Source organism: Microbacterium sp. T2.11-28, from assembly GCF_950097975.1.
In the GTDB taxonomy this organism is placed as follows: domain Bacteria; phylum Actinomycetota; class Actinomycetes; order Actinomycetales; family Microbacteriaceae; genus Microbacterium.
Genome location: NZ_CATNHF010000001.1, coordinates 246,470 through 268,625, shown reverse-complemented (window position 1 = coordinate 268,625; position 22,156 = coordinate 246,470). Strand labels below are relative to the sequence as shown.

20 protein-coding genes and 1 tRNA gene are annotated in these 22,156 nt (G+C 70.8%); 16 read left to right on the top strand and 5 right to left on the bottom strand.

Annotated elements, in window-relative coordinates; genetic code table 11:
* From QQZ13_RS01295 to QQZ13_RS01285, 3 genes are all read right to left on the bottom strand, one after another.
* Positions 1-249 (bottom strand): hypothetical protein, encoded by a 249-nt coding sequence (locus tag QQZ13_RS01295; protein WP_284528006.1) that lies wholly within the window; start codon positions 247-249, stop codon positions 1-3.
* Positions 249-2,822: a valine--tRNA ligase gene (gene valS / locus QQZ13_RS01290; RefSeq protein ID WP_284527321.1), complete on the bottom strand. Its 2,574-nt coding sequence runs from the start codon at positions 2,820-2,822 to the stop codon at positions 249-251. The genes QQZ13_RS01295 and valS overlap by 1 nt, the downstream gene beginning before the upstream one ends.
* Positions 2,823-2,945: 123 nt before the next feature.
* Positions 2,946-3,602 carry a pentapeptide repeat-containing protein gene (locus QQZ13_RS01285; protein WP_284527320.1) on the bottom strand — a complete coding sequence of 219 codons (657 nt, stop codon included), beginning with the start codon at positions 3,600-3,602 and terminating at the stop codon, positions 2,946-2,948.
* A 240-nt stretch (positions 3,603-3,842) separates the two neighbouring features.
* Between QQZ13_RS01285 and ileS the strand changes: the two genes are divergently transcribed.
* The 4 genes from ileS to ndk are packed head-to-tail and all read left to right on the top strand — an operon-like array spanning position 3,843 to position 9,406.
* A complete protein-coding gene (gene ileS / locus QQZ13_RS01280) occupies positions 3,843-7,259 on the top strand; it encodes an isoleucine--tRNA ligase (protein ID WP_284527319.1) in 3,417 nt (1,138 codons plus the stop codon).
* Positions 7,256-8,608 carry a folylpolyglutamate synthase/dihydrofolate synthase family protein gene (locus QQZ13_RS01275; RefSeq protein ID WP_284527318.1) on the top strand — a complete coding sequence of 451 codons (1,353 nt, stop codon included), beginning with the start codon at positions 7,256-7,258 and terminating at the stop codon, positions 8,606-8,608. The genes ileS and QQZ13_RS01275 overlap by 4 nt, the downstream gene beginning before the upstream one ends.
* Complete coding sequence (locus QQZ13_RS01270; protein ID WP_284527317.1) at positions 8,605-8,991, top strand: DUF4233 domain-containing protein; 387 nt, start codon at positions 8,605-8,607, stop codon at positions 8,989-8,991. Before QQZ13_RS01275 ends, QQZ13_RS01270 begins: the two co-directional genes overlap by 4 nt.
* Before the next feature lies 1 nt (position 8,992).
* Positions 8,993-9,406 (top strand): nucleoside-diphosphate kinase, encoded by a 414-nt coding sequence (gene ndk / locus QQZ13_RS01265; RefSeq protein ID WP_284527316.1) that lies wholly within the window; start codon positions 8,993-8,995, stop codon positions 9,404-9,406.
* A 13-nt stretch (positions 9,407-9,419) separates the two neighbouring features.
* On the opposite strand, the gene QQZ13_RS01260 is transcribed toward ndk, so the two are convergent.
* Complete coding sequence (locus QQZ13_RS01260) at positions 9,420-10,019, bottom strand: vitamin K epoxide reductase family protein (protein WP_284527315.1); 600 nt, start codon at positions 10,017-10,019, stop codon at positions 9,420-9,422.
* A 291-nt stretch (positions 10,020-10,310) separates the two neighbouring features.
* Here QQZ13_RS01260 and QQZ13_RS01255 point away from each other — a divergent pair, with 291 nt between their 5' ends.
* Entirely contained in the window at positions 10,311-12,713 is a 2,403-nt protein-coding gene (locus QQZ13_RS01255) for an Rne/Rng family ribonuclease (RefSeq protein ID WP_284527314.1), read from the top strand.
* An 18-nt stretch (positions 12,714-12,731) separates the two neighbouring features.
* Here the strand turns inward: QQZ13_RS01255 and QQZ13_RS01250 are convergent, their stop codons facing one another.
* A complete protein-coding gene (locus QQZ13_RS01250; protein WP_284527313.1) occupies positions 12,732-13,007 on the bottom strand; it encodes a DUF4031 domain-containing protein in 276 nt (91 codons plus the stop codon).
* 208 nt (positions 13,008-13,215) lie between these two features.
* Here QQZ13_RS01250 and rplU point away from each other — a divergent pair, with 208 nt between their 5' ends.
* From rplU to nagE, 11 genes are all read left to right on the top strand, one after another.
* Positions 13,216-13,524 (top strand): 50S ribosomal protein L21, encoded by a 309-nt coding sequence (rplU, locus tag QQZ13_RS01245; RefSeq protein ID WP_174236301.1) that lies wholly within the window; start codon positions 13,216-13,218, stop codon positions 13,522-13,524.
* A gap of 18 nt (positions 13,525-13,542) precedes the next feature.
* Complete coding sequence (rpmA, locus tag QQZ13_RS01240) at positions 13,543-13,800, top strand: 50S ribosomal protein L27 (protein WP_284527312.1); 258 nt, start codon at positions 13,543-13,545, stop codon at positions 13,798-13,800.
* 102 nt (positions 13,801-13,902) lie between these two features.
* Positions 13,903-15,405: a GTPase ObgE gene (gene obgE, locus QQZ13_RS01235; RefSeq protein ID WP_284527311.1), complete on the top strand. Its 1,503-nt coding sequence runs from the start codon at positions 13,903-13,905 to the stop codon at positions 15,403-15,405.
* Positions 15,399-16,226 (top strand): glutamate 5-kinase, encoded by an 828-nt coding sequence (gene proB / locus QQZ13_RS01230; protein WP_284527310.1) that lies wholly within the window; start codon positions 15,399-15,401, stop codon positions 16,224-16,226. Before obgE ends, proB begins: the two co-directional genes overlap by 7 nt.
* A gap of 59 nt (positions 16,227-16,285) precedes the next feature.
* On the top strand, positions 16,286-17,545 hold the full coding sequence (locus QQZ13_RS01225) for a glutamate-5-semialdehyde dehydrogenase (RefSeq protein WP_284527309.1): 1,260 nt from the start codon (positions 16,286-16,288) through the stop codon (positions 17,543-17,545).
* A 43-nt stretch (positions 17,546-17,588) separates the two neighbouring features.
* Entirely contained in the window at positions 17,589-17,816 is a 228-nt protein-coding gene (locus QQZ13_RS01220) for a hypothetical protein (RefSeq protein ID WP_284527308.1), read from the top strand.
* 6 nt (positions 17,817-17,822) lie between these two features.
* A complete protein-coding gene (gene nadD, locus QQZ13_RS01215) occupies positions 17,823-18,422 on the top strand; it encodes a nicotinate-nucleotide adenylyltransferase (RefSeq protein WP_284527307.1) in 600 nt (199 codons plus the stop codon).
* On the top strand, positions 18,419-19,519 hold the full coding sequence (locus QQZ13_RS01210; RefSeq protein WP_284527306.1) for a hypothetical protein: 1,101 nt from the start codon (positions 18,419-18,421) through the stop codon (positions 19,517-19,519). The genes nadD and QQZ13_RS01210 overlap by 4 nt, the downstream gene beginning before the upstream one ends.
* Positions 19,519-19,896: a ribosome silencing factor gene (rsfS, locus tag QQZ13_RS01205; RefSeq protein ID WP_284527305.1), complete on the top strand. Its 378-nt coding sequence runs from the start codon at positions 19,519-19,521 to the stop codon at positions 19,894-19,896. The genes QQZ13_RS01210 and rsfS overlap by 1 nt, the downstream gene beginning before the upstream one ends.
* A 63-nt stretch (positions 19,897-19,959) precedes the next feature.
* Positions 19,960-20,032 (top strand) — tRNA-Ala (locus tag QQZ13_RS01200).
* Positions 20,033-20,214: 182 nt separating this feature from the next.
* Positions 20,215-22,140 carry an N-acetylglucosamine-specific PTS transporter subunit IIBC gene (gene nagE, locus QQZ13_RS01195; protein ID WP_284527304.1) on the top strand — a complete coding sequence of 642 codons (1,926 nt, stop codon included), beginning with the start codon at positions 20,215-20,217 and terminating at the stop codon, positions 22,138-22,140.
* Positions 22,141-22,156: the final 16 nt, after the last annotated feature.

Genomic DNA, 22,156 nt, shown 5'->3' with positions numbered 1-22,156 from the left:
TCAGGCGAACTCGTCCTCGTCGTCGTGGCGCACGACCACCCTGCCGCTCGCGTCCAGTTCCACCATCACGCCGGTGTCGAGCTCGGCGATCGGCCGGCCCTCGAGGAACGTGAGCGTCCAGCGCGGGCGCGGCTGCCCGAGTCCGTCGCCGGGGATGGCGCGATCGACCAGCCGGATCTGCTCGTGCAGCTCGGCCGGCACCGCCGCGGGGATGGCGTCACCGCTCGTCCAGCGCGTCCCGAGTCGCATCATGCCTCCTGCGGCGCGAGCACGATGTCGGTGACGGCCAGGGCGTCCGACTCCGCGTACGCGATCTCGGCGATGCGGCCGACGGCCTTCAGGTCGCCCTCTGCGGCGCCGACCGCATCGAGGACCTTGCGGGGACCGGCGATCGTCAGCGTGTCGACCGGCGTCTTCTGCGACGCCTTCGCCTCGGTCTTGGCGCGGCGGACGGCGATGAGCGCCTCTCCCACGAGGCGGAGGATGGCCGGGTCGCCCTCGGTGCCGAGCGGCTCCGGCCAGGCCGCGGTGTGCACGGACCCCTCCTCGAACCAGGACCACGCCTCCTCCGTCGCGAACGCGAGGACGGGAGCCAGCAGGCGCAGCAGCGTCGACAGCGCGAGGCGCAGCGCCAGCGCCGCCGACGGCTGCCCGCTGTCGGCCTGGTTGTACGCGCGCTCCTTCACCAGCTCGAGGTAGTCGTCGCAGAACGTCCAGAAGAACGCCTCGGTGATCTCGAGCGCGCGGGCGTGGTCGTAGGCCTCGAACGCGGTGCTCGCGTCGCGGACCACCTGATCGAGGGTCGCGAGCATCGACGCGTCGAGGTCGTGCGTGATGCGGGCGCCCTCGGGCACCGGGAAGGACAGCACGAACTTCGCGGCGTTGAGGACCTTGATCGCGAGGCGGCGGCCGATCTTCACCTGGGTCGGGTTCTGCGGGTCGAACGCCGCGTCGGCGCCCAGGCGGCTCGAGGCGGACCAGTACCGCACGGCGTCGGTCCCGTGCCCCGACAGGATGTCGGCGGGGGTGACGACGTTGCCCTTGGACTTCGACATCTTCTTGCGGTCGGGGTCGACGATGAAGCCCGAGATGGAGGCATCGGTCCACGGGGCCCGGTCGTCCTCGAGGGCGCTTCGGAGCATCGTCGAGAACAGCCAGGTGCGGATGATGTCCTGGCCCTGCGGCCGCACGTCGAAGGGCGCCACGAGGCTCCACAGCTCCTCGTCGCGCTCCCAGCCGCCGGCCAGCTGCGGGGTGAGGGAGGATGTCGCCCAGGTGTCGAAGATGTCGCGCTCGCCCTCGAATCCGCCCGGCACCCCGCGCTGCGACTCGTCGTATCCGGCCGGCGCGTCCGTGGTCGGGTCGACGGGCAGCTGTCCGAGATCCGGCGTGATGACGCGGTCGTAGTCGCGCTCCCCGTTCTCGTCGAGTCCGTACCAGACGGGGATCGGCACCCCGAAGAAGCGCTGGCGCGACACGAGCCAGTCGCCGGTGAGCCCGTTGGTCCAGTTCTCGAAGCGCACGCGCATGAACTCCGGGTGCCACGACATCCCGCGGCCCAGCGCGATCAGCTTGTCGCGCAGCGCGCCGTCGCGGGCGCCGTTGCGGATGTACCACTGGCGCGTGGACACGATCTCGAGGGGGCGGTCGCCCTTCTCGTAGAACTTCACCGGGTGCGTGAACGGCTTCGGGTCGCCGATCAGCTCGCCCGACTCCTGCAGGAGCTCGACGATGCGCTTCTTCGCGCTGAACACCGTCTTGCCGGCGAGCTCCGCGTAGGCCGCGCGCGCAGCCTCGGTCACCAGCACGTCGGGGGCGTCGGCGAGGATGCGGCCGTCCTGCCCCAGGATCGTGCGGTTGGGCAGGTCGAGCTCGCGCCACCAGATGATGTCGGTCACGTCGCCGAAGGTGCAGATCATGGCGATGCCCGACCCCTTGTCCTTCTGAGCGAGCGGGTGCGCGAGGATCGGGACCTCCACGTCGAACAGCGGCGTGCGCACCGTGGAGCCGAAGTGGGGCTGGTAGCGCTCGTCGTCGGGGTGCGCCACGAGGGCCACGCAGGCGGCGAGCAGCTCGGGACGGGTCGTCTCGATGTGGACGTCGCCCGTGCCGTCGGTCTTGTGGAACGCCACGCGGTGGTAGGCGGCCGGCTGCTCGCGGTCCTCGAGCTCCGCCTGGGCGATGGCCGAGCGGAAGTCGATGTCCCAGAGGGTGGGCGCGAGGGCCTGGTAGGCCTCGCCGCGCTCGACGTTGCGCAGGAACGCGAGCTGGCTCGTGCGGATCGTGTCGTCGGAGATCGTGCGGTAGGTCTGGGTCCAGTCCACGCTGAGCCCCAGCTGACGGAATAGCGCCTCGAAGTGCTTCTCGTCCTCTTCGGTCAGGCTCTCGCAGAGCTCGATGAAGTTCCGCCGGCTGATGGGAACCTGGTCCGCGGCGCGGCTGGACTTGTTGTCGCCGCCCTGGAAGGGCGGGGTGAAGTCGGGGTCGTAGGGGAGCGAGGGGTCGCAGCGCACACCGTAGTAGTTCTGCACGCGGCGCTCGGTCGGCAGGCCGTTGTCGTCCCAGCCCATCGGATAGAAGACCGTCTTGCCGCGCATGCGCTCGAAGCGCACCTTGATGTCGGTGTGCGTGTAGCTGAACACGTGGCCGATGTGCAGGCTGCCGGACGCCGTCGGCGGCGGGGTGTCGACCGAGTACACCCCTGCGCGACCGGTGCGCGCCGCCGCGTCCCGATCGAACAGGTACGTGCCCTGCGCGGACCACGCGGCATCCCACTTCTGCTCGAGGCCTTCCAGAGCCGGCTTGTCGGGAATGTGCGCCATGGAGATCTCCTCGAGCGTTATGTGCGGCACTGTGTGAGCGTGCCTGAGTGTGGGATGGGCACAGTCTACCGGGCCGCGCCGCGCGGCGCCCGGGGGAGAGGCCCGGCATCGCGCGCTGGGAGGTCAGCCGAGCACGCGGATGCCGAGCGCCGCGGCGAGGGCCGGCCCGTGACTCTCCGCCTGGCGTGCGGTCACCGTGGCCGATCGGAGAGCAGCAGGGTCGGTGAACGACAGGGCCTCGAGCCCCCGGAGGTCCAGATGCGCGGCCCGCAGCCCGCGGGTGTCGACCTCGTCGGCCCGGCACTCCTCGAACGCGACGCGATCGAGGTGCGCCTCGGGGAGATCGAGCGTGCCGAAGCGGCAGCCCACGAAACGGACGTGGCCGACCCGCGCGGCCGGGAGGCCGAGGTAATCGATCCGGAGATCGCGGAGCACCACGCCGTCGAGCTCGGCGCGCAGGAAGTCGGCCGTGCCGATGCGCCCGCCCGTGATCTCCACGTTCCGCCAGCGCGCGTCGCGGGCCACGAGGGCACCGATCCGCGGTTCCGTCCATCGCGCGTCGGCGAGAGTGGTGCCCGTGAGGTCGAGCCGCTCCAGCGACGGAGCCTCCCAGAGCGTCTCCACCAGTGAGCCGTGCGAGGCGTCGACCTCACCGGCCAGGCCCTCCAGTCGGACTCCGGCGACGTCGGCCCCGCGCCCGAGAGCGGTCGCGACCGCAAGGACCGGGGGGAGGTCGGGAGTGCTGTCGCGCGGCGGCGCGGGATCCTCGCGGCGAGCCATGCCGAGACTCTACCGGGCGCGTATGATGGACCGATCAGCATCGATCCGGACATCACCGGGGAGCTCTCGGAAGAACACCTGATCGCCGTCCGCGGCGACGGGCAAGTAGAACCGAGCGGGGCAGGCCCGTCACAGCCGCAGTGAGAGAGGTCCCGGCCACGGGGCAACGCGGGGTGGTACCGCGGTCCTTCCGACGGGAGGGTCGTCCTCGCAGGAAGCGACGCAACCTGCTGGAGTGACATGACCTACCCTCTCGGACCCGACGATCACGGCACGGACGGCTCCCGCGCGCCGGAGCCCGTCGTCCCCAGCCCGCGGTTCCCGCAGATCGAGGCCGACGTCCTGCGCTTCTGGGAGCAGGACGACACGTTCCACGCATCGATCGCCCAGCGCGAGGGGGCGCCCGAGTGGGTGTTCTACGACGGCCCGCCCTTCGCCAACGGCCTGCCGCACTACGGGCATCTGCTCACGGGGTACGCCAAGGACCTCTTCCCGCGCTTCCAGACCATGCGCGGCCACAAGGTCGAGCGCGTGTTCGGATGGGACACCCATGGGCTCCCGGCCGAGCTCGAGGCGATGAAGCAGCTCGGGATCACCGAGAAGAGCCAGATCGAGGAGATGGGGATCGCCGCCTTCAACGCGAAGGCGAAGTCGTCCGTCCTCGAGTACACGCGCGAATGGGAGGAGTACGTCACCCGGCAGGCGCGATGGGTGGACTTCGCGCGCGGCTACAAGACGCTCGACACGGGCTTCATGGAGTCGGTGCTGTGGGCGTTCAGGGAGCTGTGGGACAAGGGGCTGGCCTACGAGGGCCACCGCGTCCTGCCGTACTGCTGGCGCGACGAGACGCCGCTGTCCAATCACGAGCTGCGCATGGACGACGACGTCTACAAGATGCGTCAGGACCCCTCGGTCACGGTCACCTTCCCGCTGGTCGGCGCGAAGGCCGAGACGCTCGGCCTCACCGGTGTGCGCGCGCTGGCGTGGACGACCACCCCGTGGACGCTGCCGACCAACCTGGCCCTGGCGGTGGGGCCGGACATCGCGTACGTCGTCGTGCCCGGCGGGCCCGCGGGCGCGGCCGACATCCACCCCGGCGACGAGCCGGTGGAGGCCACGGCGCACCGCTACCTGCTGGCGTCCGAGCTGCTGGCCGGATACGCGAAGGATCTGGGGTACTCCTCACCCGAGGACGCGCGGGCCGCCGTGGAGCGGACGCTCCAGGGATCCGAACTCGCCGACGTGCAGTACGACCGCCTCTTCGACTACTACGCCGACGCCGAGACGTGGGGCACCGGCAGCGCCTGGCGGATCCTCGTCGACGGCTATGTGACCACGAGCGACGGCACCGGCATCGTCCACCAGGCGCCGGCGTACGGCGAGGACGACCAGCGGATCACCGAGGCCGCCGGCATCCCGCTCATCATGAGCCTCGACGACGGCGGCCGCTTCCTGCCGCAGGTCGCCGACGTCGCCGGCGAGCTGTGGATGGACGCCAACCGACCGCTCATCCGGCTGCTGAAGGCACAGGGGCGGCTGCTCCGCGAGGCGAGCTACGAGCACTCCTACCCGCACTGCTGGCGCTGCCGGAACCCCCTCATCTACAAGGCGGTGTCGAGCTGGTTCGTCCGCGTGACGGCGATCAAGGACCGTCTCCTGGAGCTGAACGAGGAGATCACCTGGGCGCCCGAGAACGTCAAGCACGGCCAGTTCGGCAAGTGGCTCGAGGGAGCGCGCGACTGGTCCATCAGCCGCAACCGCTTCTGGGGCTCGCCGATCCCGGTGTGGAAGAGCGATGACCCCGAGCACCCGCGGGTCGACGTCTACGGCTCGCTGGCCGACATCGAGCGGGACTTCGGGCGGCTCCCGGTGAACGAGGACGGCGAGGTCGATCTTCACCGGCCGTACATCGACGAGCTCACCCGGCCGAACCCCGACGATCCGACGGGGCGCAGCACGATGCGACGCATCGAGGACGTCTTCGACGTGTGGTTCGACTCGGGGTCGATGCCCTACGCCCAGGTGCACTACCCGTTCGAGAACCGGGAGTGGTTCGACACCCACGCGCCGGCGGACTTCATCGTCGAGTACATCGGGCAGACGCGCGGCTGGTTCTACGTCATGCACGTCCTGTCGGGCGCGCTCTTCGACCGGCCGGCGTTCTCCGGCGTCGCGTGCCACGGCATCGTCCTCGGCAGCGACGGGCAGAAGATGTCGAAGTCGCTGCGGAACTATCCCGACGTCAGCGAGGTGTTCGACAGGGACGGCTCCGACGCGATGCGCTGGTTCCTCATGAGCTCCTCCGTGCTGCGCGGCGGCAACCTGGTCGTCACCGAGGAGGGCATCCGTGCCGGCGTGCGCGAGTTCCTCCTGCCCCTGTGGAACGCGTGGTACTTCTTCGCGACGTACGCCAACGCGGCCACCTCGGGCGCGGACGGCGCGGGCGAGGGCTACCGGGCGCGCTGGCGCACGGACTCCACGAACGTCCTCGACCGGCACATCCTCGCGCTGACCGGCGACCTGGTCCGCGACGTCGCCGCCGATCTCGACGCCCTCGACTCCACGATGGCCGCGGCCAAGCTGCGCGACTTCGCCGAGGTACTCACCAACTGGTACATCCGCCGGTCGCGCGACCGGTTCTGGACCGGGGTGACCGACGGCGACGAGACGAGCACCGAGGCCTTCGACACGCTTCACACGGTGCTCGAGACCCTCACGCGCGTCGCCGCGCCGCTGATCCCGCTCGTGGCCGAACGCGTCTGGCAGGGCCTCACGGGCGGGCGGAGCGTGCATCTGCAGGACTGGCCCGACGCGGCGGCGTTCGCGCCCGCCTCCGACATCCGCGCTGCGATGGACGCCGTGCGCGAGGTCTCGTCGGTGGCGAACGCGCTCCGCAAGAAGGAGGGCAAGCGCGTGCGGCTGCCGCTCGCGGGTCTCACCGTCGCCGTGACCGATGCGTCGTCGCTCGCACAGTTCGAGGCGATCATCCGCGACGAGCTCAACGTCAAGTCCGTCGAGCTGATCGAGCTCGACGAGCACCTCGCCGAGCGCTACGGCATCAGCCAACGGCTGGCGGTCAACGCGCGTGCCGCGGGTCCCCGGCTCGGCAAGCAGGTGCAGCACGTCATCGCCGGAGCGAAGGCGGGGGTCTGGACCGTCGAGGAAGGCGTCGTGGTGGTGGACGGCATCGCGCTCGAGCAGGGCGAGTACGACCTCACCCTGGAGGCCGGCGGTGTCGCGGAGGGCACGGCGATCGCGCTGCTGCCGGGCGGCGGCCTCGTGCTGCTCGACACGACCACGACGCCCGAGCTCGAGGCGGAGGGGCTCGCCCGCGACGTCATCCGCGCCGTGCAGGACACCCGCAAGGCCGCCGGATTCGACGTCAGCGATCGCATCCGCCTGCAGCTGCTGTTCGCGGACGACGCGGATGCCCGCGCGGTGGCGTCGGCCTTCGAGGTGGCGGGCGTGAGCTCCGAGACGCTGGCTCTGGACTACGCGGTCGTGGGACCGGACGGACGAGTGCGCGTCGGCGAGGGCTCGCTGCTCGCGTCGGGGCACACCCTCGACGCCGAGCACACCGCGACCGTCGCCGCGGGCACCTACGCCAACCAGGGCGACATCACCGTCGCCGTGACCCGGATGGGGGAGGACGCATGAGCGATCGCAACCGGGCCGATGCCGTGTACGCCCAGCTGCTCACGCGACAGGGCGAGAGGTGGGTGCAGCCGCGGGTGGAGCGCACCCGGCGCGTGCTGGAGCTGCTCGACGACCCGCAGCGCACCTACCGCGTGATCCACGTCACGGGCACCAACGGCAAGACCTCCACCAGCCGCATCATCGAGAGCATCGTGCGCGCGCACGGGCTGCGCACGGGCCTGTTCACGAGCCCCCACCTGGAGCGGTTCACCGAGCGGATCATGATCGACGGCGAGCCGATCGACGATGCCGCGGTGGCGGAGGCGTGGGAGGAGATCGCGCCGTTCGTCGATCTCGTCGACGCGGAGCTGGCGGCATCCGGAGAGGCGGCGCTCACGTTCTTCGAACTGCTCACCGTGCTGGCCTTCGTCGCGTTCGCCGACGCTCCCGTCGACGTCGCGGTGGTCGAGGTGGGCATGGGCGGGAGCTGGGACTCCACGAACACCGCCGACGGCGACGTCGCCGTGTTCGCCCCGATCGACATCGATCACGCGGATCGTCTCGGCGACACGATCGCCGAGATCGCCTCGGTGAAGGCCGGGATCATCAAGCAGGGCGCGATCGCGGTCTCCGCCGTGCAGGTCGCCGACGCACAGGAGCCCCTCCGAGCCGCAGCCCGGAGCCATGAGGCGACGATCGCCTTCGAGGGCGCCGAGTTCGGCCTCACCGACCAGCGTCTCGCGGTCGGCGGCCAGCAGCTGTCGGTACGCGGACTGGCCGCCGCGTACGACGATCTCTACCTGCCGCTGTACGGCGCGCACCAGGGGCACAACGCGGCCCTCGCGATCGCCGCGGTCGAGGCGCTGATCGGGGCCGGCTCGCAGCCGATCGCGATCGACGTGCTCACCGACGGCCTCGCGCAGGTCACCTCGCCCGGGCGCCTCCAGCTGATCGGCGTGGCGCCGACGGTGCTGGTGGACGCTGCCCATAACCCGCATGGCGCGCGTTCGCTCGTCGCCGCCCTCCGCGACTCGTTCGACTTCGACGAGTGGGGGCTGGTGCTCGGCGTCTTCGGAGACAAGGACGCCGCAGGCATCGCGCAGGCACTCGTGCCCGCCGCCGCACACGTGTTCGCCACGGCGCCCGACTCCGAGCGCGCAGCCGACCCGGAGCGCATCGCGGACCTCGTGGAGGAGGCGGAGGTGCCCGTCACGGTGCACCACGATCTCGCCGACGCGGCCGAGGCCGCCCGCGAGTGGGCGTCGGCGTCCGATCGGCGCGCCGTCGTGATCGCGGGCAGTGTGGTGCTCGCCGGCGAGGCGGTGCAGCTCGCCGCCGCAGAGGACTGGAAGGACGGCTGGCAGCGATGACGCGGGAACGACGCGTCCGCGGTGCCCGCGAGTCGCTGGCGGCGGTGGTCCTCGGCTTCGAGTCGATCATCGTCTTCCTCGGCGGCCTCGTGGTGTTCGGGCTCGATGCGCTTCCGGACGGCGTCGCGGACTGGTGGGGCATCGTCGGGGGCGCCATCCTGGCGCTGGCCATGCTCCTGACCGTCGGCGTGCTGCGACGACCCTGGGGGATCGGCCTCGGCTGGGCGCTCCAGCTGATCGTGGCCCTCGGCGCGTTCCTCGTGCCCGCCCTCGGTGTCGTCGCCCTGGTTTTCGGTGCGATGTACGCCTATGCCACCATCAAGGGCGGTGAACTCGACCGGCGCAACGCCGCCCGAGCCGCCGACGCCACGAACGGAGAATGACATGCCCACCGAAGAGACGCTCGTCCTGATCAAGCCCGACGGAGTGGCCCGCGGCCTCACCGGCGCGATCCTCGCCCGTATCGAGCAGAAGGGCTACGCCCTCGTCGACATCAAGCTCGTCGAGCCCGACCGCGACACGCTCGAGCAGCACTACGCCGAGCATGCGGGCAAGCCCTTCTACGAGCCGCTCCTCGAGTTCATGCTGTCGGGTCCGTCGGTGGCCATCCGGCTCGCGGGCAATCGCGTCATCGAGGGCTTCCGGTCGCTCGCCGGCACGACCGATCCGACGACGGCCGCGCCCGGCACGATCCGCGGCGATTTCGGCCGGGACTGGGGCGCCAAGGTCCAGCAGAACCTCGTGCACGGCAGCGACAGCGTCGAATCGGCGACCCGCGAGCTCGCGATCTGGTTCTGAGGCCGAGGCGGTTCTAGAGCGTGCCGATCCAGTCGAGGCGCAGCTGGGCGACGAGGGCGACGATCGCGTAGCTCACGACCGCCAGCACGGGAAGCCATCCCATGAGCGTCCCCGCGACATCGCGCAGCGGCTGCGGGACGGGCACGATCCCGGACCGGAGCAGATGGAGCGACACGGCGTAGAACGTCGGGATCGTCACGACCCAGGTGACCATGCACCACGGGCACAGGGTGCCGAGGACGAAGATGCTCTGACTGATCAGCCAGAGCACGAAGCCGAAGGCGAACGCGATCCCGGCCCAGAACAGCAGCCAGAACCATCGGGAGAAGCGCGCGCCGGCGAGCACGGCCGCGCCGACCACCATCGGCGCCACCCATCCCGTCAACCCCAGGAGCGGGTTGGGGAAGCCGAACACCGATCCCTGGTCGGAGGTGAGGTTCGCCCCGCACTGCACCACGACGCTGAAGTCGCAGGACGCCGACGACCCGGGATTCTGCAGGAGGTGGAACTTCTCCAGCGTGAGCGCGAAGGCCGCGACCCAGCCGATCGCGCCGGCGATCATGAGCCACACCGCGAGGGCGGTGGGACGGGTGTGGGTCAGGCGCGTCGGCATCCCGCGATTATCCCATCGACGCGATCGGCACGACCTGAGCGTGTGCGATCGACACGCGAGGCGTCGGGGTGGGATCGCGGATTCGCCTCGGATGGTGCGATAATGGCTGTCGATGCATGCGCGGCCGCGCCGCGACGGCATCACAGAGACTTCGGGCGATGAACGCCCTTCGCAGCGCGAGCCTCGCGCCCGCTGCAGACCGAGTGAGTTCGCGGCCCGGCCTCCACGGAGCGGCGCCGCCAGATTTTCGCCCGACGGCACGCGGAGCCGGCGGCTAGGAGCAAGCCAGTGATGGCCGATGAGCACAACGACACAGACACTCCCGAACCCGCGGCGGCAGACGCCCCGCTGAGCGACGAGAGCCGCTCCGCGGAGGCGCCGGTGCCCGCAGCGGAGGACGCCGCGCAGACGCAGCCGGACGCCCCGGCACCGGACGAGGCTGCAGCCGACGCCCCGGCAGACTCGGACGTCCCGGCAGCGGCCGAGGCTGCAGCCGACGCCCCGGCGGAGGCGGACGCCCCGGCAGACTCCGACGCCCCGGCGAAGTCGGACGCCCCGGCAGACTCGGACGCCCCGGCGGAGGCCGACGCACCGGCCGGCGCGGAGGATCCCGACGCGGCGACGGAGCCCGACGCTGCGGCGGAGCCGCTGACGGCCGTCGCGCTCGGGCTGCTTCCCGAGGTGTTCGTCTCGACCGTCTCGACGGCGCTGCACTTCTACGCTCCCGAGATCACGCCGCTGCCGGCCCTGCCCGGGCAGGCCGGCGGCGATCGCGAGGACCGCGACGCCGACGGCGGGGGCGAGGGGTCCTCGAGCTCGCGCCGCCGCAACCGCCGCCGTGGCGGCAGCGGGGGAGCGGACGCCGACGAGGCGCCTGCCGCGCCGCGCCGCCGCGCCGTCGAGCTCATCACCGAGCCCCAGCGCATCAAGGGCTCGACCCGGCTCGAGGCCAAGAAGCAGCGCCGCCGCGACGGTCGCGAGGCGGGTCGCCGCCGCGCCGTCGTGACCGAGGCCGAGTTCCTCGCGCGTCGCGAGTCCGTCGACCGCGTCATGATCGTGCGCTCCAAGAACGGCCGGGTGCAGATCGCGGTGCTCGAGGACAACGTCCTCGTCGAGCACTACGTCGCCCGCAACCAGGACGCGTCCCTCATCGGCAACGTCTACCTCGGCCGCGTGCAGAACGTCCTGCCCAGCATGGAGGCCGCCTTCGTCGACATCGGCCGCGGTCGCAACGCCGTGCTGTACTCCGGCGAGGTCGACTGGGACGCGGTGGAGACCGGCAACCAGCCGCGGCGCATCGAACTCGCCCTCAAGTCGGGCGACAAGGTGCTCGTGCAGGTGACCAAGGACCCGGTCGGGCACAAGGGTGCACGCCTGACGAGCCAGATCTCGCTGCCCGGGCGCTACCTGGTGTACGTGCCCGGCGGCGCCATGAACGGCATCTCCCGCAAGCTCCCCGACACCGAGCGGTCGCGCCTCAAGAAGATCCTCAAGGAGGTCCTCCCGGAGTCCAGCGGCGTCATCGTCCGCACCGCCGCCGAGGGCGCCACCGAGGAGCAGCTGACGCGCGACGTCCAGCGGCTGACCGCCCAGTGGGAGCACATCAGCACGCAGTCCGAGAGCGGCTCCGCCCCCTCGCTGCTCCACTCCGAGCCGGACCTGCTCGTCAAGATCGTCCGCGACGTCTTCAACGAGGACTTCTCGAAGATGCTCATCCAGGGCGAGGACGCGCACCACACCATCTCGTCCTACCTGACCGGTGTCGCCCCCGACCTCCTCGAGCGCATCGAGAAGTACGAGGACGAGCAGGACCCCTTCGACGCGTTCCGCGTGACCGAGCAGATCGAGAAGGCGCTCGACCGCAAGGTGTGGCTGCCCTCCGGCGGGTCGCTGGTCATCGACCGCACCGAGGCCATGACCGTCGTCGACGTCAACACGGGCAAGTTCGTCGGCTCCGGCGGCAACCTCGAGGAGACGGTCACGAAGAACAACCTCGAGGCCGCCGAGGAGATCGTTCGCCAGCTGCGCCTGCGCGACATCGGCGGCATCATCGTCGTCGACTTCATCGACATGGTGCTCGAGTCCAACCGCGACCTCGTGCTCCGGCGACTGGTCGAGTGCCTGAGCCGCGACCGCACCAAGCACCAGGTCGCCGAGGTGACCTCGCTCGGCCTCGTGCAGATGACGCGCAAGAAGCTCGGCCTCGGCCTGCTCGAGACCTTCAGCGAGCCGTGCGAGGTGTGCGCCGGCCGCGGTGTCATCGTGCACCACGACCCCGTCGTCAAGCACCGCGCCCCGCAGCAGCAGAACGGCTCCCCGCGGCGCTCGCGCGGCGGCTCGAACGGGGGCTCGAACGGCGCTGCCGCCCAGGGCGGCGGCACGCACGTGATCACGGAGGGCGCCAAGTCGGCGCTCGCGCAGATCGCGGCCTCCACGATCCATCCCGTCGGGGAGACGCCCGCCGTCGCGGACGCGGAGCCCGAGCGCCCCGCCCCGGAGCGCACCGCTCCCGAGCGCGCGAAGAAGCCCCGCAAGAAGCGCGCCGAGGCGCCGAAGACCGAGGCCGACATGCTGCTGGACTCGGTGCTCAACGCGCTTCCCGAGCCCAAGGCGCCCGGTCAGGGTCGCTCGCGGCGTCGTGTGACGACGGCCGCGCTGAGCGGCACCCCGGTCTCGGCGACGCCCGAGGACTGAGGTCGGCGCGGACGCGTCTCAGGCGCGTCCGCGCCGCTCGCGCGCGGTGACGCGCAGCCCCGAGGCGATCAGGCGCCGCACGAGCTCATGTCCGTCGACGTGCTCGGCACCGCCCGCGATGAGCCGGGGGACCGCGTCTTCGGGAACGTCGTAGTGGTCGAGGTCGAAGGCGCGCGGGGGGATGCCGTGGGCGGCGGCGAAGCGGTGGAGTTCGTCCAGATCGGAGTCGCTCACGAGGTGGGCCCACAGCCGGCCGTGCGCCGGCCAGCGCGGATCGTCGACGAGAACAGTCATCGAGTGGCATCCTACGGCGACACGCTCCCGCGTGCTTTTGCCCATCGTCCCGGCATCCGGTAAAGTAGATCTTCGGTGCGTCCGCGTCGCAGGCCTATGGCGATGCTCGAGAGACTCAGCAGGCCCCTGCCGAGGCCCCGCACCAAGACTTCCCAGTCTCGCAAAGACAATCGGAGCCGTGCGCTCCAACACAAGAAACAGGTGTGAAGTGGTTTACGCAGTTGTGCGCGCCGGTGGCCGTCAGGAAAAGGTCGAGGTCGGCACGATCGTCGTCCTCGACCGCCAGCAGGCCAAGGTCGGCGACAAGCTCGAGCTGCCCGCGGTGCTGCTCGTCGACGGCGACGCCGTGACGACCGACGCCGACAAGCTCGCCAAGGTCACCGTGACCGCCGAGGTCCTCGGCGAGGAGCGCGGCCCCAAGATCATCATCCAGAAGTTCAAGAACAAGACCGGCTACAAGAAGCGCCAGGGCCACCGTCAGGACCTCACGCGCGTCAAGATCACCGGCATCAAGTAAGCCAGGGAGACGCTTCAGATGGCACACAAAAAGGGCGCAAGCTCCACTCGTAACGGTCGTGACTCCAACGCTCAGCGACTGGGCGTGAAGCGTTTCGGCGGCCAGACCGTCAACGCCGGCGAGATCCTCGTCCGTCAGCGCGGCACGCACTTCCACCCCGGCGCGCTCGTCGGCCGTGGCGGCGACGACACCCTGTTCGCCCTGGCGGCGGGCTCGGTCGAGTTCGGCAAGAAGGGCGGCCGCAAGGTCGTCAACATCGTCCCGGTCGCGGAGTAATCCCGACCGACACGGGCGTCGACAGCCTCGCGCTGTTCCTCAATCCCATGGCAAGGGGCGGGCTTCGGCTCGCCCCTCGTCTTTTTTCTCAGGAGTTCCGACATGGTCACGTTCGTCGACCGGGTGACGCTGCATCTGCGCGCCGGCAAAGGCGGTAACGGCTGCGTGTCGGTCCGCCGCGAGAAGTTCAAGCCGCTGGCCGGCCCCGACGGCGGCAACGGCGGTCACGGCGGCGACGTCATCCTCGTCGCCGACCCGCAGGTCACGACCCTGCTGTCCTACCACCACTCGCCGCATCGCTCCGCCGGCAACGGCGGCTTCGGAATGGGCGACAACCGCTCCGGCGCCGCCGGCGAGCACGTCGAGCTGCCCGTCCCCGTCGGCACCGTCGTCAAGGACGCCGACGGCGAGACGCTCGTCGACCTGGTCGTTCCCGGCACGCGGTACGTGGTCGCGCCCGGTGGACAGGGCGGGCTCGGCAACGCGGCACTCGCCTCACCCAAGCGCAAGGCGCCCGGATTCGCGCTGCTCGGCACCCCCGGCTGGGAAGGCGACATCCGCCTCGAGCTGAAGACGGTGGCCGACGTCGCGCTGGTGGGCTACCCGTCGGCCGGCAAGTCGAGCCTCATCGCGGCGATCTCGGCCGCTCGTCCCAAGATCGCCGACTACCCCTTCACCACGCTGCACCCGAACCTGGGCGTCGTTCAGGCCGGCGACGTGCGCTACACCGTGGCCGACGTGCCGGGGCTCATCGAAGGCGCCAGCGAGGGCAAGGGCCTCGGCCTCGAGTTCCTCCGCCACGTCGAGCGGTGCACGGCGCTCGTGCACGTGCTCGACTGCGCGACCCTCGAGCCGGGACGCGATCCGCTGAGCGATCTGGACGTGATCCTCGAGGAGCTCGGCAACTACCCCGTGCCCGAGGGGCAGGTGCCGCTCCTGGAGCGCCCCCAGCTCATCGCGCTCAACAAGGTCGATGTGCCCGAGGCCCGCGATCTCGCCGAGCTCGTCCGGCCCGACCTCGAGGCGCGCGGCTACCGCGTGTTCGAGATCTCCACGGTGAGCCACGACGGGCTGCGCGCCCTGACGTTCGCGCTCGGCGAGATCGTCGGCGAGCACCGTGCCGCGCAGTCGGCCGCCGCACCGCCCGAGCGCGTCATCATCCGTCCGCAGGGCTCCGAGAAGGAGTTCACCGTGCGGGTCGAGGGCGGGACCTACGGGAACATCTACCGCGTGCTGGGCGCCAAGCCCGTGCGTTGGGTGCAGCAGACCGACTTCCAGAACGAGGAGGCCGTGGGCTTCCTCGCGGACCGGCTCGAGAAGCTCGGCGTCGAGGACGGCCTCTACCGCGCGGGCGCGGTCGCCGGCTCGACCGTGGTCATCGGCGAGGGCGACGGCATCGTGTTCGACTGGCACCCCTCGCTGTCGTCCGCCGCAGAGCTCATGACGGCGCCGCGCGGCACCGACCCGCGCCTGGACCTCAACCCGCGCCGCACCACGTCGCAGCGCCGGGAGCGGTATCACGAGCGGATGGACGCCAAGGCGGAGGCGCGTGCCGAGCTGGAGTCCGAGCGGCTCGGCGGTGACGAGGACGACACCGAATGGTGAGCGTCCGAGAGCGCGCCGATCTCCTCGGCGCGCGTCGCGTGGTCGTGAAGGTGGGCTCGTCGTCGATCAGCGGCGAGAACGCGCACAAGATCGAGCCGATCGTCGAGGCGCTGGCGGCGGCGCACGCGCGCGGGACAGAGGTCGTCCTCGTCTCGTCGGGTGCGATCGCGACGGGGATGCCCTACCTGGACCTCGATGAACGGCCGAGCGATCTCGCCACGCAGCAGGCGGCGGCCGCGGTCGGCCAGAACGTGCTGATCTACCGCTACCAGGCGGCACTGCGCCCGTTCGCCATCGTGGCGGGACAGGTGCTGCTCACGGCCGGCGATCTGGAGAACCCCACCCACCGCTCGAACGCGCGGCGCGCGATGGAGCGGCTGCTGGGGCTGCGCATCCTCCCGATCGTCAACGAGAACGACACCGTCGCGACGCACGAGATCCGCTTCGGCGACAACGACCGGCTCGCCGCCCTCGTCGCCCAGCTGATCGGCGCCGATGCCCTGGTGCTCCTCAGCGACATCGCGAGCCTGTACACGCGACCGCCGAGCGAGCCCGGCGCGCGGCCGATCGATCGCGTGGCCCCGGATGACGACCTGTCGGACTACGAGTTCGGATCCGTCGTCGTGAACAGCGTCGGCACGGGCGGGGCGGCGACCAAGGCCTCCGCGGCGCGCCTGGCCTCGGCCGCCGGCATCGGCGTGCTGGTGACGAGCGCCGACCTCGTCGCGGAGGCGCTGGAGGGCGCGGCCGTGGGCACCTGGTTCGCCCCCGACCCCGACGCACCGCCTTCGCTCGGCACGACGCCGGCGCGCACCTCCTGACCGACGGCTGACGCCCCCGCACCCGATCCCGCCGCGGGTGGGCTCGCTAGAATGGCGCGATGACGACGATCGCCGACACCGCCACGGAACGCCTCCTGCTGGCCAAGGACGCCGCCCGCCGGGTCGGACTGCTCGAGGACGCGGAGAAGGCGACGCTCCTTCGGGCGATCGCCGCCGCACTCGAGGCCCACAGCGAAGAGATCGTCGCCGCCAACGCCGAGGACCTGGCTCGCGGTGAGGCGAACGGACTGGGGGCGGGACTCCTGGACCGGCTGCGCCTCGACGCCGCGCGCGTCACCGCCCTCGCCGACGCGGTGCGCGACGTCGCGGCCCTTCCCGACCCGGTCGGGCGGATCCTCGACGAGCGCACGCTGCCGTCGGGGGTGACCCTCCAGAAGGTGTCCGTGCCGTTCGGCGTCGTCGGCTCGATCTACGAGGCGCGTCCGAACGTCACCGTCGACATCGCCGCGCTGGCGCTGCGCTCGGGCAACGCCGTGGTGCTGCGCGGCGGGACGGCGGCCCTGTCCTCCAACGCGGCGCTGGTGCGCGCCATGCGCGGTGCCCTGGCCGACGCGGGCGTCGACCCCGAGGCCATCCAGACGGTCGACGACTTCGGACGTGACGGCGCCCGCACCCTGATGCAGGCGCGGGGGCTCGTCGACGTCCTGGTGCCGCGGGGGAGTGCCGAGCTCATCGAGACCGTCGTCACCCAGTCCACGGTCCCGGTCATCGAGACCGGCGCCGGGGTCGTCCACATCGTCCTCGACGCCAGTGCGCCGCTCGAGTGGGCGCGCGACATCGTCGTCAACGCCAAGGTCCAGCGCCCGAGCGTCTGCAACGCGGTCGAGACGGTGCTGGTCGTCGAGGAGGGAGCGGCCCGGCTCATCCCTCCGGTGGCCGACGCGCTCAGCGCGCACGGCGTCACGATCCACGGCGACGAGGCCGTGCGGCGCCTCGTGCCGGAGGCGGTGCCGGCGACCGAGGCCGACTGGGCCACCGAGCACATGAGCCTCGACGTCTCGATCCGCGTGGTCGAGGACCTCGACGCCGCCCTCGCCCACATCCGCACCTACTCGACCCATCACACCGAGTCGATCATCACGGCGGACGACGCACACGCCGAGCGCTTCCTCGCGGAGGTCGATTCGGCGGTCGTCATGGCGAACGCCTCCACGCGGTTCACCGACGGCGGCGAGTTCGGCTTCGGCGCGGAGGTCGGCATCTCGACCCAGAAACTGCACGCCCGCGGCCCCATGGGGCTGCCGGAGCTGACCAGTACCAAGTGGCTCGCCCGTGGCGCCGGGCAGATCCGCCGGTGACCGCCTAAGCTGTAGGTGCGCACCCGAACCGAACGGAGCATGAATGACCCTCGCCACGATCGCCGTCCTCGCCGCAGGGGAGGCCGAGCACCACGGCAACGTCCAGGCGGAGACGTTCATCTTCGGCGTGATCGCTTTCGTCGTGTTCCTCGCGCTCGGACTGGTCACGCTGTCGTACCGCAACGTCGCCAACCGCCACGCGCACAAGGCCGAGGCCTACGCCCAGACCCACGGCACCGACCTCGCCCAGGCGGGTCACGGCCACCACTAGGCCGCCGTGATGGCAACGGCGCGCTCCCCGCGGATCGGGGTGATGGGTGGGACGTTCGATCCCATCCACCACGGTCACCTGGTCGCGGCCAGCGAGGTGGCGCAGTCGTTCGACCTCGACGAGGTGGTCTTCGTGCCCACCGGCCAGCCGTGGCAGAAGGACGACGTCACCGAGAGCGAGCACCGCTATCTGATGACGGTCATCGCGACCGCCTCCAACCCGAGCTTCACCGTCAGCCGCGTTGACATCGATCGTGCAGGTCCGACGTATACGATCGACACACTCCGTGACCTGAAACAGCAGCGACCCGACGCCGAGCTGTTCTTCATCACCGGAGCAGATGCCATCGCGCAGATCCTCGGATGGCGCGACCACGCCGAACTGTGGGACCTCGCCCACTTCGTCGCGGTCTCGCGGCCGGGACACGATCTGCGCACCGACGGTCTTCCCAGCGACGATGTGAGCCAGCTGCAGATCCCGGCTCTGGCCATCTCGTCCACGGATTGCCGGGACCGGGTACGCCGAGGGCACCCGGTCTGGTACCTCGTCCCGGATGGCGTCGTCCAATACATTGCGAAGCACCACCTCTACCGGAGCAAGCCATGAGCACACCCGAAGAGCCGCCTCAGCTGACGCGCAGGCAACTGCGCGAGCTGCGCAACACCGCCTCGACCCCGATCGTCACCGACACACCGACGCCGAGCGAGCCGCCGGCGACCCCGCTCCCGCGCGCGGCGGAACCCGTCGTCCTCGCGGAGCCTCCCCGCGCGGAGCCGCGCACGTCCGCAGGCGGCGCGCCCACGCTGACGCGCCGCGAAGTGCGGCAGCGGGAGCGTCTGCGCACGGCGTCCGTGCCCGTCATCACCGCGGAGGTGCTCGCGGCGACCGCCGCCGAGGCCGAGGCGCGCGCCGCCGAGGAGCAGGACCGCATCGACGACGAGATGATCGTCGACGCCGAGCTGGTCGAGGTCCCCACCGAGCCCGAAACGGTCGAACCGGAGGCCGCCGAGCCCGATACCGCTGAGCCCGAGGCCGCCGAGCTCGATGCCGCCGCGCCCGATGCCGCCGCGCCCGAGCCGTCATCGCCCGACGCCGCGACCGAGGCCGAGCCGGTGGACGCCGCGCCATCGGAGGACGAGCCTGAGCCGGCCGACGCCTCGGCATCGCAGAGCGCGCCCGAGGTGGAGGAAGAGCCGGAGCGCCGCGTCATCGCGCCCGACTTCGGCTCCGAGCTGCTGCGCGGCCAGCCCGCCGAGGTCGAGGTTCCCGCCTCCTTCGATCAGCTGCTCACGCGTGGAAGCACCGCGACAGGGGCGCTGTCGATGCCGAACGCGCTGATCCTCTCCCAGACGCCCGACGGCGGCGGCTTCACCTCGCCCGTCACGGCGACCGGCGAGGTGCTGATTACGGGCACGTTCGCCCTTCCCGACCGCTACGGCTCGACGGGGGCCGTCCCCGGCCGCTCCGACGGCACCGATGTGGACGCCGTCCTCATCGACGGCGAGCTGCCCGCCGCCTCCTCACCGACGCCGATCGCCGCCAGTGCGGCCATCAGCACCATCAAGAGCGCGGATGAGATCATCAAGCCGCCAGCGCCCGAGAAGGGGAGCCGCCTGATGGTGGTGCTCGCGATCACCGCGGGCGTCCTCGCGGTGGCCCTGGCCGGCGTCCTCATCCTCGCCATCACGACAGGGGTCTTCTGATGACGCTCGCCGACAGCTCCGTGGAGCTCGTACAGCTGGCCGCCGCGGCGGCCGACGCCAAGGGCGGGGAGGATCTCGTCGCGTTCGACGTGTCCGAGCCGCTTCCGCTGGTCGACGCCTTCCTCCTCGTGACGGGATCCAGCGAGCGCAACGTCGCCGCGATCGCCGACGAGGTGGAGGAGCGACTCCTGGAGGCAGGGGTGAAGCGGCTGCGCCGCGAGGGGCGCAGCGAGGCGCGGTGGATCCTGCTCGACTTCGGAGACCTGGTCGTGCACGTCTTCCACGAGGAGGAGCGGACGTTCTACGGACTGGAGCGGCTCTGGAAGGACTGCCCGATCGTGTCGATCCAGCTCCCCACCGCAGCCGCCACGGAGTGACCGGCGTTCGTGGCACCTCTCCGGATGTAGTAAACTGGTCGAGTTGCCGCGAGCGGTGACCAAGGGCCTGTGGCGCAGCTGGTAGCGCACCTGCATGGCATGCAGGGGGTCAGGGGTTCGAGTCCCCTCAGGTCCACAACAATCCCCGGTGATCCGGGGATTTTGTGTTTCTGCGCGCGAACGGACCGGCAGTCCGAGGTCGAAGAACCGGCTTTCCTGAGTGGTTGCTGTGCGTCGCGCGGGATCGGGAGTAGCGTCGGACGGACAGGCCCGCGCGTGACGCGGCGGGCGCCCTCCCTCACGGTTGGAGTCTCTCGGATGAAGTTCTTCCAACGGCTCGGCAGATCGATCATGCTGCCCGTCGCCGTCCTTCCGGTCGCCGCGATCCTGTCCGGCATCTCGTACTGGATCACCTCGGCCGCCGGCGCCAACGTCGTCTCGACGTTCCTCGGCGCTGCCGGCGGCGCGCTGCTGGACAACATGCCGCTGCTGTTCGCGGTCGGCATCTCGATCGGCATGGCGAACAAGACCGACGGCACGTCGGCCCTCGCCGGCCTCGTGTCCTGGCTCACCATCGTCACCCTCCTCAGCCCCGCGAAGGTCGCCGGCCTCCTGAGCATCGCCGACGAGGCCGATGTCGACCCCGCCTTCGGCCGCGTGCAGAACGTCTTCGTCGGCATCATCGCGGGCCTCATCGGAGCGTGGTGCTACAACCGCTTCAAGGACACCAAGCTCCCCGACGCCCTCTCGTTCTTCTCCGGACGCCGCTCGGTCGCGATCGTCACGGCCGGCGTCTCGCTGGTGGTCGCGCTCCTGCTGCTGTTCATCTGGCCGGTCGTCTACGGCGGCCTGGTCGCCTTCGGCGAGTGGATCGCGACGCTCGGACCGCTGGGCGCCGGCATCTACGGCTTCATGAACCGCCTGCTCATCCCCACCGGGCTGCATCACGCCCTGAACTCGGTCTTCTGGTTCGACGTGGCCGGCATCAACGACCTGGTCAATTTCCTGCAGAACACTCCCGAGGCGGAGTACGGCGTGACCGGACAGTACATGGCGGGCTTCTTCCCGATCATGATGTTCGGCCTCCCCGGAGCCGCGCTGGCGATGTACCTCACGGCCAAGACGACCCGCCGCAAGGTGACCTACGGCATCATGCTCTCCGCCGCGATCGCGTCGTTCTTCGTCGGCGTCACCGAGCCGCTGGAGTTCGCCTTCATGTTCGTGGCCCCGTGGCTGTACCTGATCCACGCGGTGTTCACCGGCATATCGGTCGGGCTCGCGGCGCTGCTGCCGACGCGCCTGGGCTTCGGCTTCTCGGGCGGCTTCATCGACATGGTGCTCCAGTGGACGAACCCCCTCGCCCAGAACCCCTGGATCCTCGTCGTCATGGGGATCGGATGGTTCTTCATCTACTTCTTCACGTTCTACTTCGTGATCAAGCGCTTCAACCTGAAGACGCCGGGCCGCGAGGACGACGTGGACGCGCAGGACGCGGACAACGTGGGCACCAGCCTCACGGGCTACCACGGCACCGCCGAGAAGTTCATCGCCGGCCTCGGCGGCAAGGACAACATCGTCGAGCTCGACAACTGCGCCACCCGCCTCCGGATGGAGATCGCGGACGTGTCGAAGGTCGACGAGCACGCCCTCAAGCGTGCCGGTGCCGCCGGCACGATGAAAGCGGGCGGTCATTCCGTGCAGGTCGTGTACGGCCTGAACGTCCAGTTCGTGAAGGACGCGATGGAGGACATCATCAACGACCGGCACATCGCCCTCGTGGATGCCCCGGCCGCCGACGCCGCGGGCAGCGGAACCACGACGACCGCCGCACCCGCCACCACGACGCTGCGACTCCGCCAGCCGGTCGCCGGGGCGGTCCTGCCGCTGTCGGAGGTGCCGGACGCCATGTTCGCGCAGGGGACGATGGGCCCGGGCGTCGCCGTGGATCCCACGGGGGACACGATCGTCGCTCCGGCCGACGGAACCGTCGCCTCGGTCTTCCCGACCGGGCACGCGATCGGTCTGGCGCTCGACGACGGCACCGAGCTGCTGATCCACGTCGGCATCGACACGGTCTCGCTCAAGGGCGAGGGGTTCACCACGCTCGTCGCCGCCGGCGACCGGGTGACCACGGGCACGCCGCTGCTGCGCTTCGACGCCGCCGGGATCCGGGCAGCGGGCCTCTCGGCGGTCACGCCGATCATCGTGCTCAACAACGAGAGCGCATCGATCGAGCTGACCTGACCTGACGCGGCCGACG

Excerpts from the sequence above, each read along its gene's own strand:
- nagE (WP_284527304.1), top strand. The coding sequence starts at position 20,215 with ATGAAGTTCTTCCAACGGCTCGGCAGATCGATCATGCTGCCCGTCGCC.
- QQZ13_RS01220 (WP_284527308.1), top strand. The coding sequence starts at position 17,589 with ATGACCCTCGCCACGATCGCCGTCCTCGCCGCAGGGGAGGCCGAGCAC.
- ileS (WP_284527319.1), top strand. The coding sequence starts at position 3,843 with ATGACCTACCCTCTCGGACCCGACGATCACGGCACGGACGGCTCCCGC.
- QQZ13_RS01270 (WP_284527317.1), top strand. The coding sequence starts at position 8,605 with ATGACGCGGGAACGACGCGTCCGCGGTGCCCGCGAGTCGCTGGCGGCG.
- QQZ13_RS01260 (WP_284527315.1), bottom strand. The coding sequence starts at position 10,019 with ATGCCGACGCGCCTGACCCACACCCGTCCCACCGCCCTCGCGGTGTGG.
- obgE (WP_284527311.1), top strand. The coding sequence starts at position 13,903 with ATGGTCACGTTCGTCGACCGGGTGACGCTGCATCTGCGCGCCGGCAAA.
- rsfS (WP_284527305.1), top strand. The coding sequence starts at position 19,519 with ATGACGCTCGCCGACAGCTCCGTGGAGCTCGTACAGCTGGCCGCCGCG.
- QQZ13_RS01225 (WP_284527309.1), top strand. The coding sequence starts at position 16,286 with ATGACGACGATCGCCGACACCGCCACGGAACGCCTCCTGCTGGCCAAG.
- QQZ13_RS01250 (WP_284527313.1), bottom strand. The coding sequence starts at position 13,007 with ATGACTGTTCTCGTCGACGATCCGCGCTGGCCGGCGCACGGCCGGCTG.
- QQZ13_RS01285 (WP_284527320.1), bottom strand. The coding sequence starts at position 3,602 with ATGGCTCGCCGCGAGGATCCCGCGCCGCCGCGCGACAGCACTCCCGAC.
- ndk (WP_284527316.1), top strand. The coding sequence starts at position 8,993 with ATGCCCACCGAAGAGACGCTCGTCCTGATCAAGCCCGACGGAGTGGCC.
- valS (WP_284527321.1), bottom strand. The coding sequence starts at position 2,822 with ATGGCGCACATTCCCGACAAGCCGGCTCTGGAAGGCCTCGAGCAGAAG.
- QQZ13_RS01210 (WP_284527306.1), top strand. The coding sequence starts at position 18,419 with ATGAGCACACCCGAAGAGCCGCCTCAGCTGACGCGCAGGCAACTGCGC.
- QQZ13_RS01275 (WP_284527318.1), top strand. The coding sequence starts at position 7,256 with ATGAGCGATCGCAACCGGGCCGATGCCGTGTACGCCCAGCTGCTCACG.
- rpmA (WP_284527312.1), top strand. The coding sequence starts at position 13,543 with ATGGCACACAAAAAGGGCGCAAGCTCCACTCGTAACGGTCGTGACTCC.
- QQZ13_RS01255 (WP_284527314.1), top strand. The coding sequence starts at position 10,311 with ATGGCCGATGAGCACAACGACACAGACACTCCCGAACCCGCGGCGGCA.
- proB (WP_284527310.1), top strand. The coding sequence starts at position 15,399 with ATGGTGAGCGTCCGAGAGCGCGCCGATCTCCTCGGCGCGCGTCGCGTG.
- QQZ13_RS01295 (WP_284528006.1), bottom strand. The coding sequence starts at position 249 with ATGCGACTCGGGACGCGCTGGACGAGCGGTGACGCCATCCCCGCGGCG.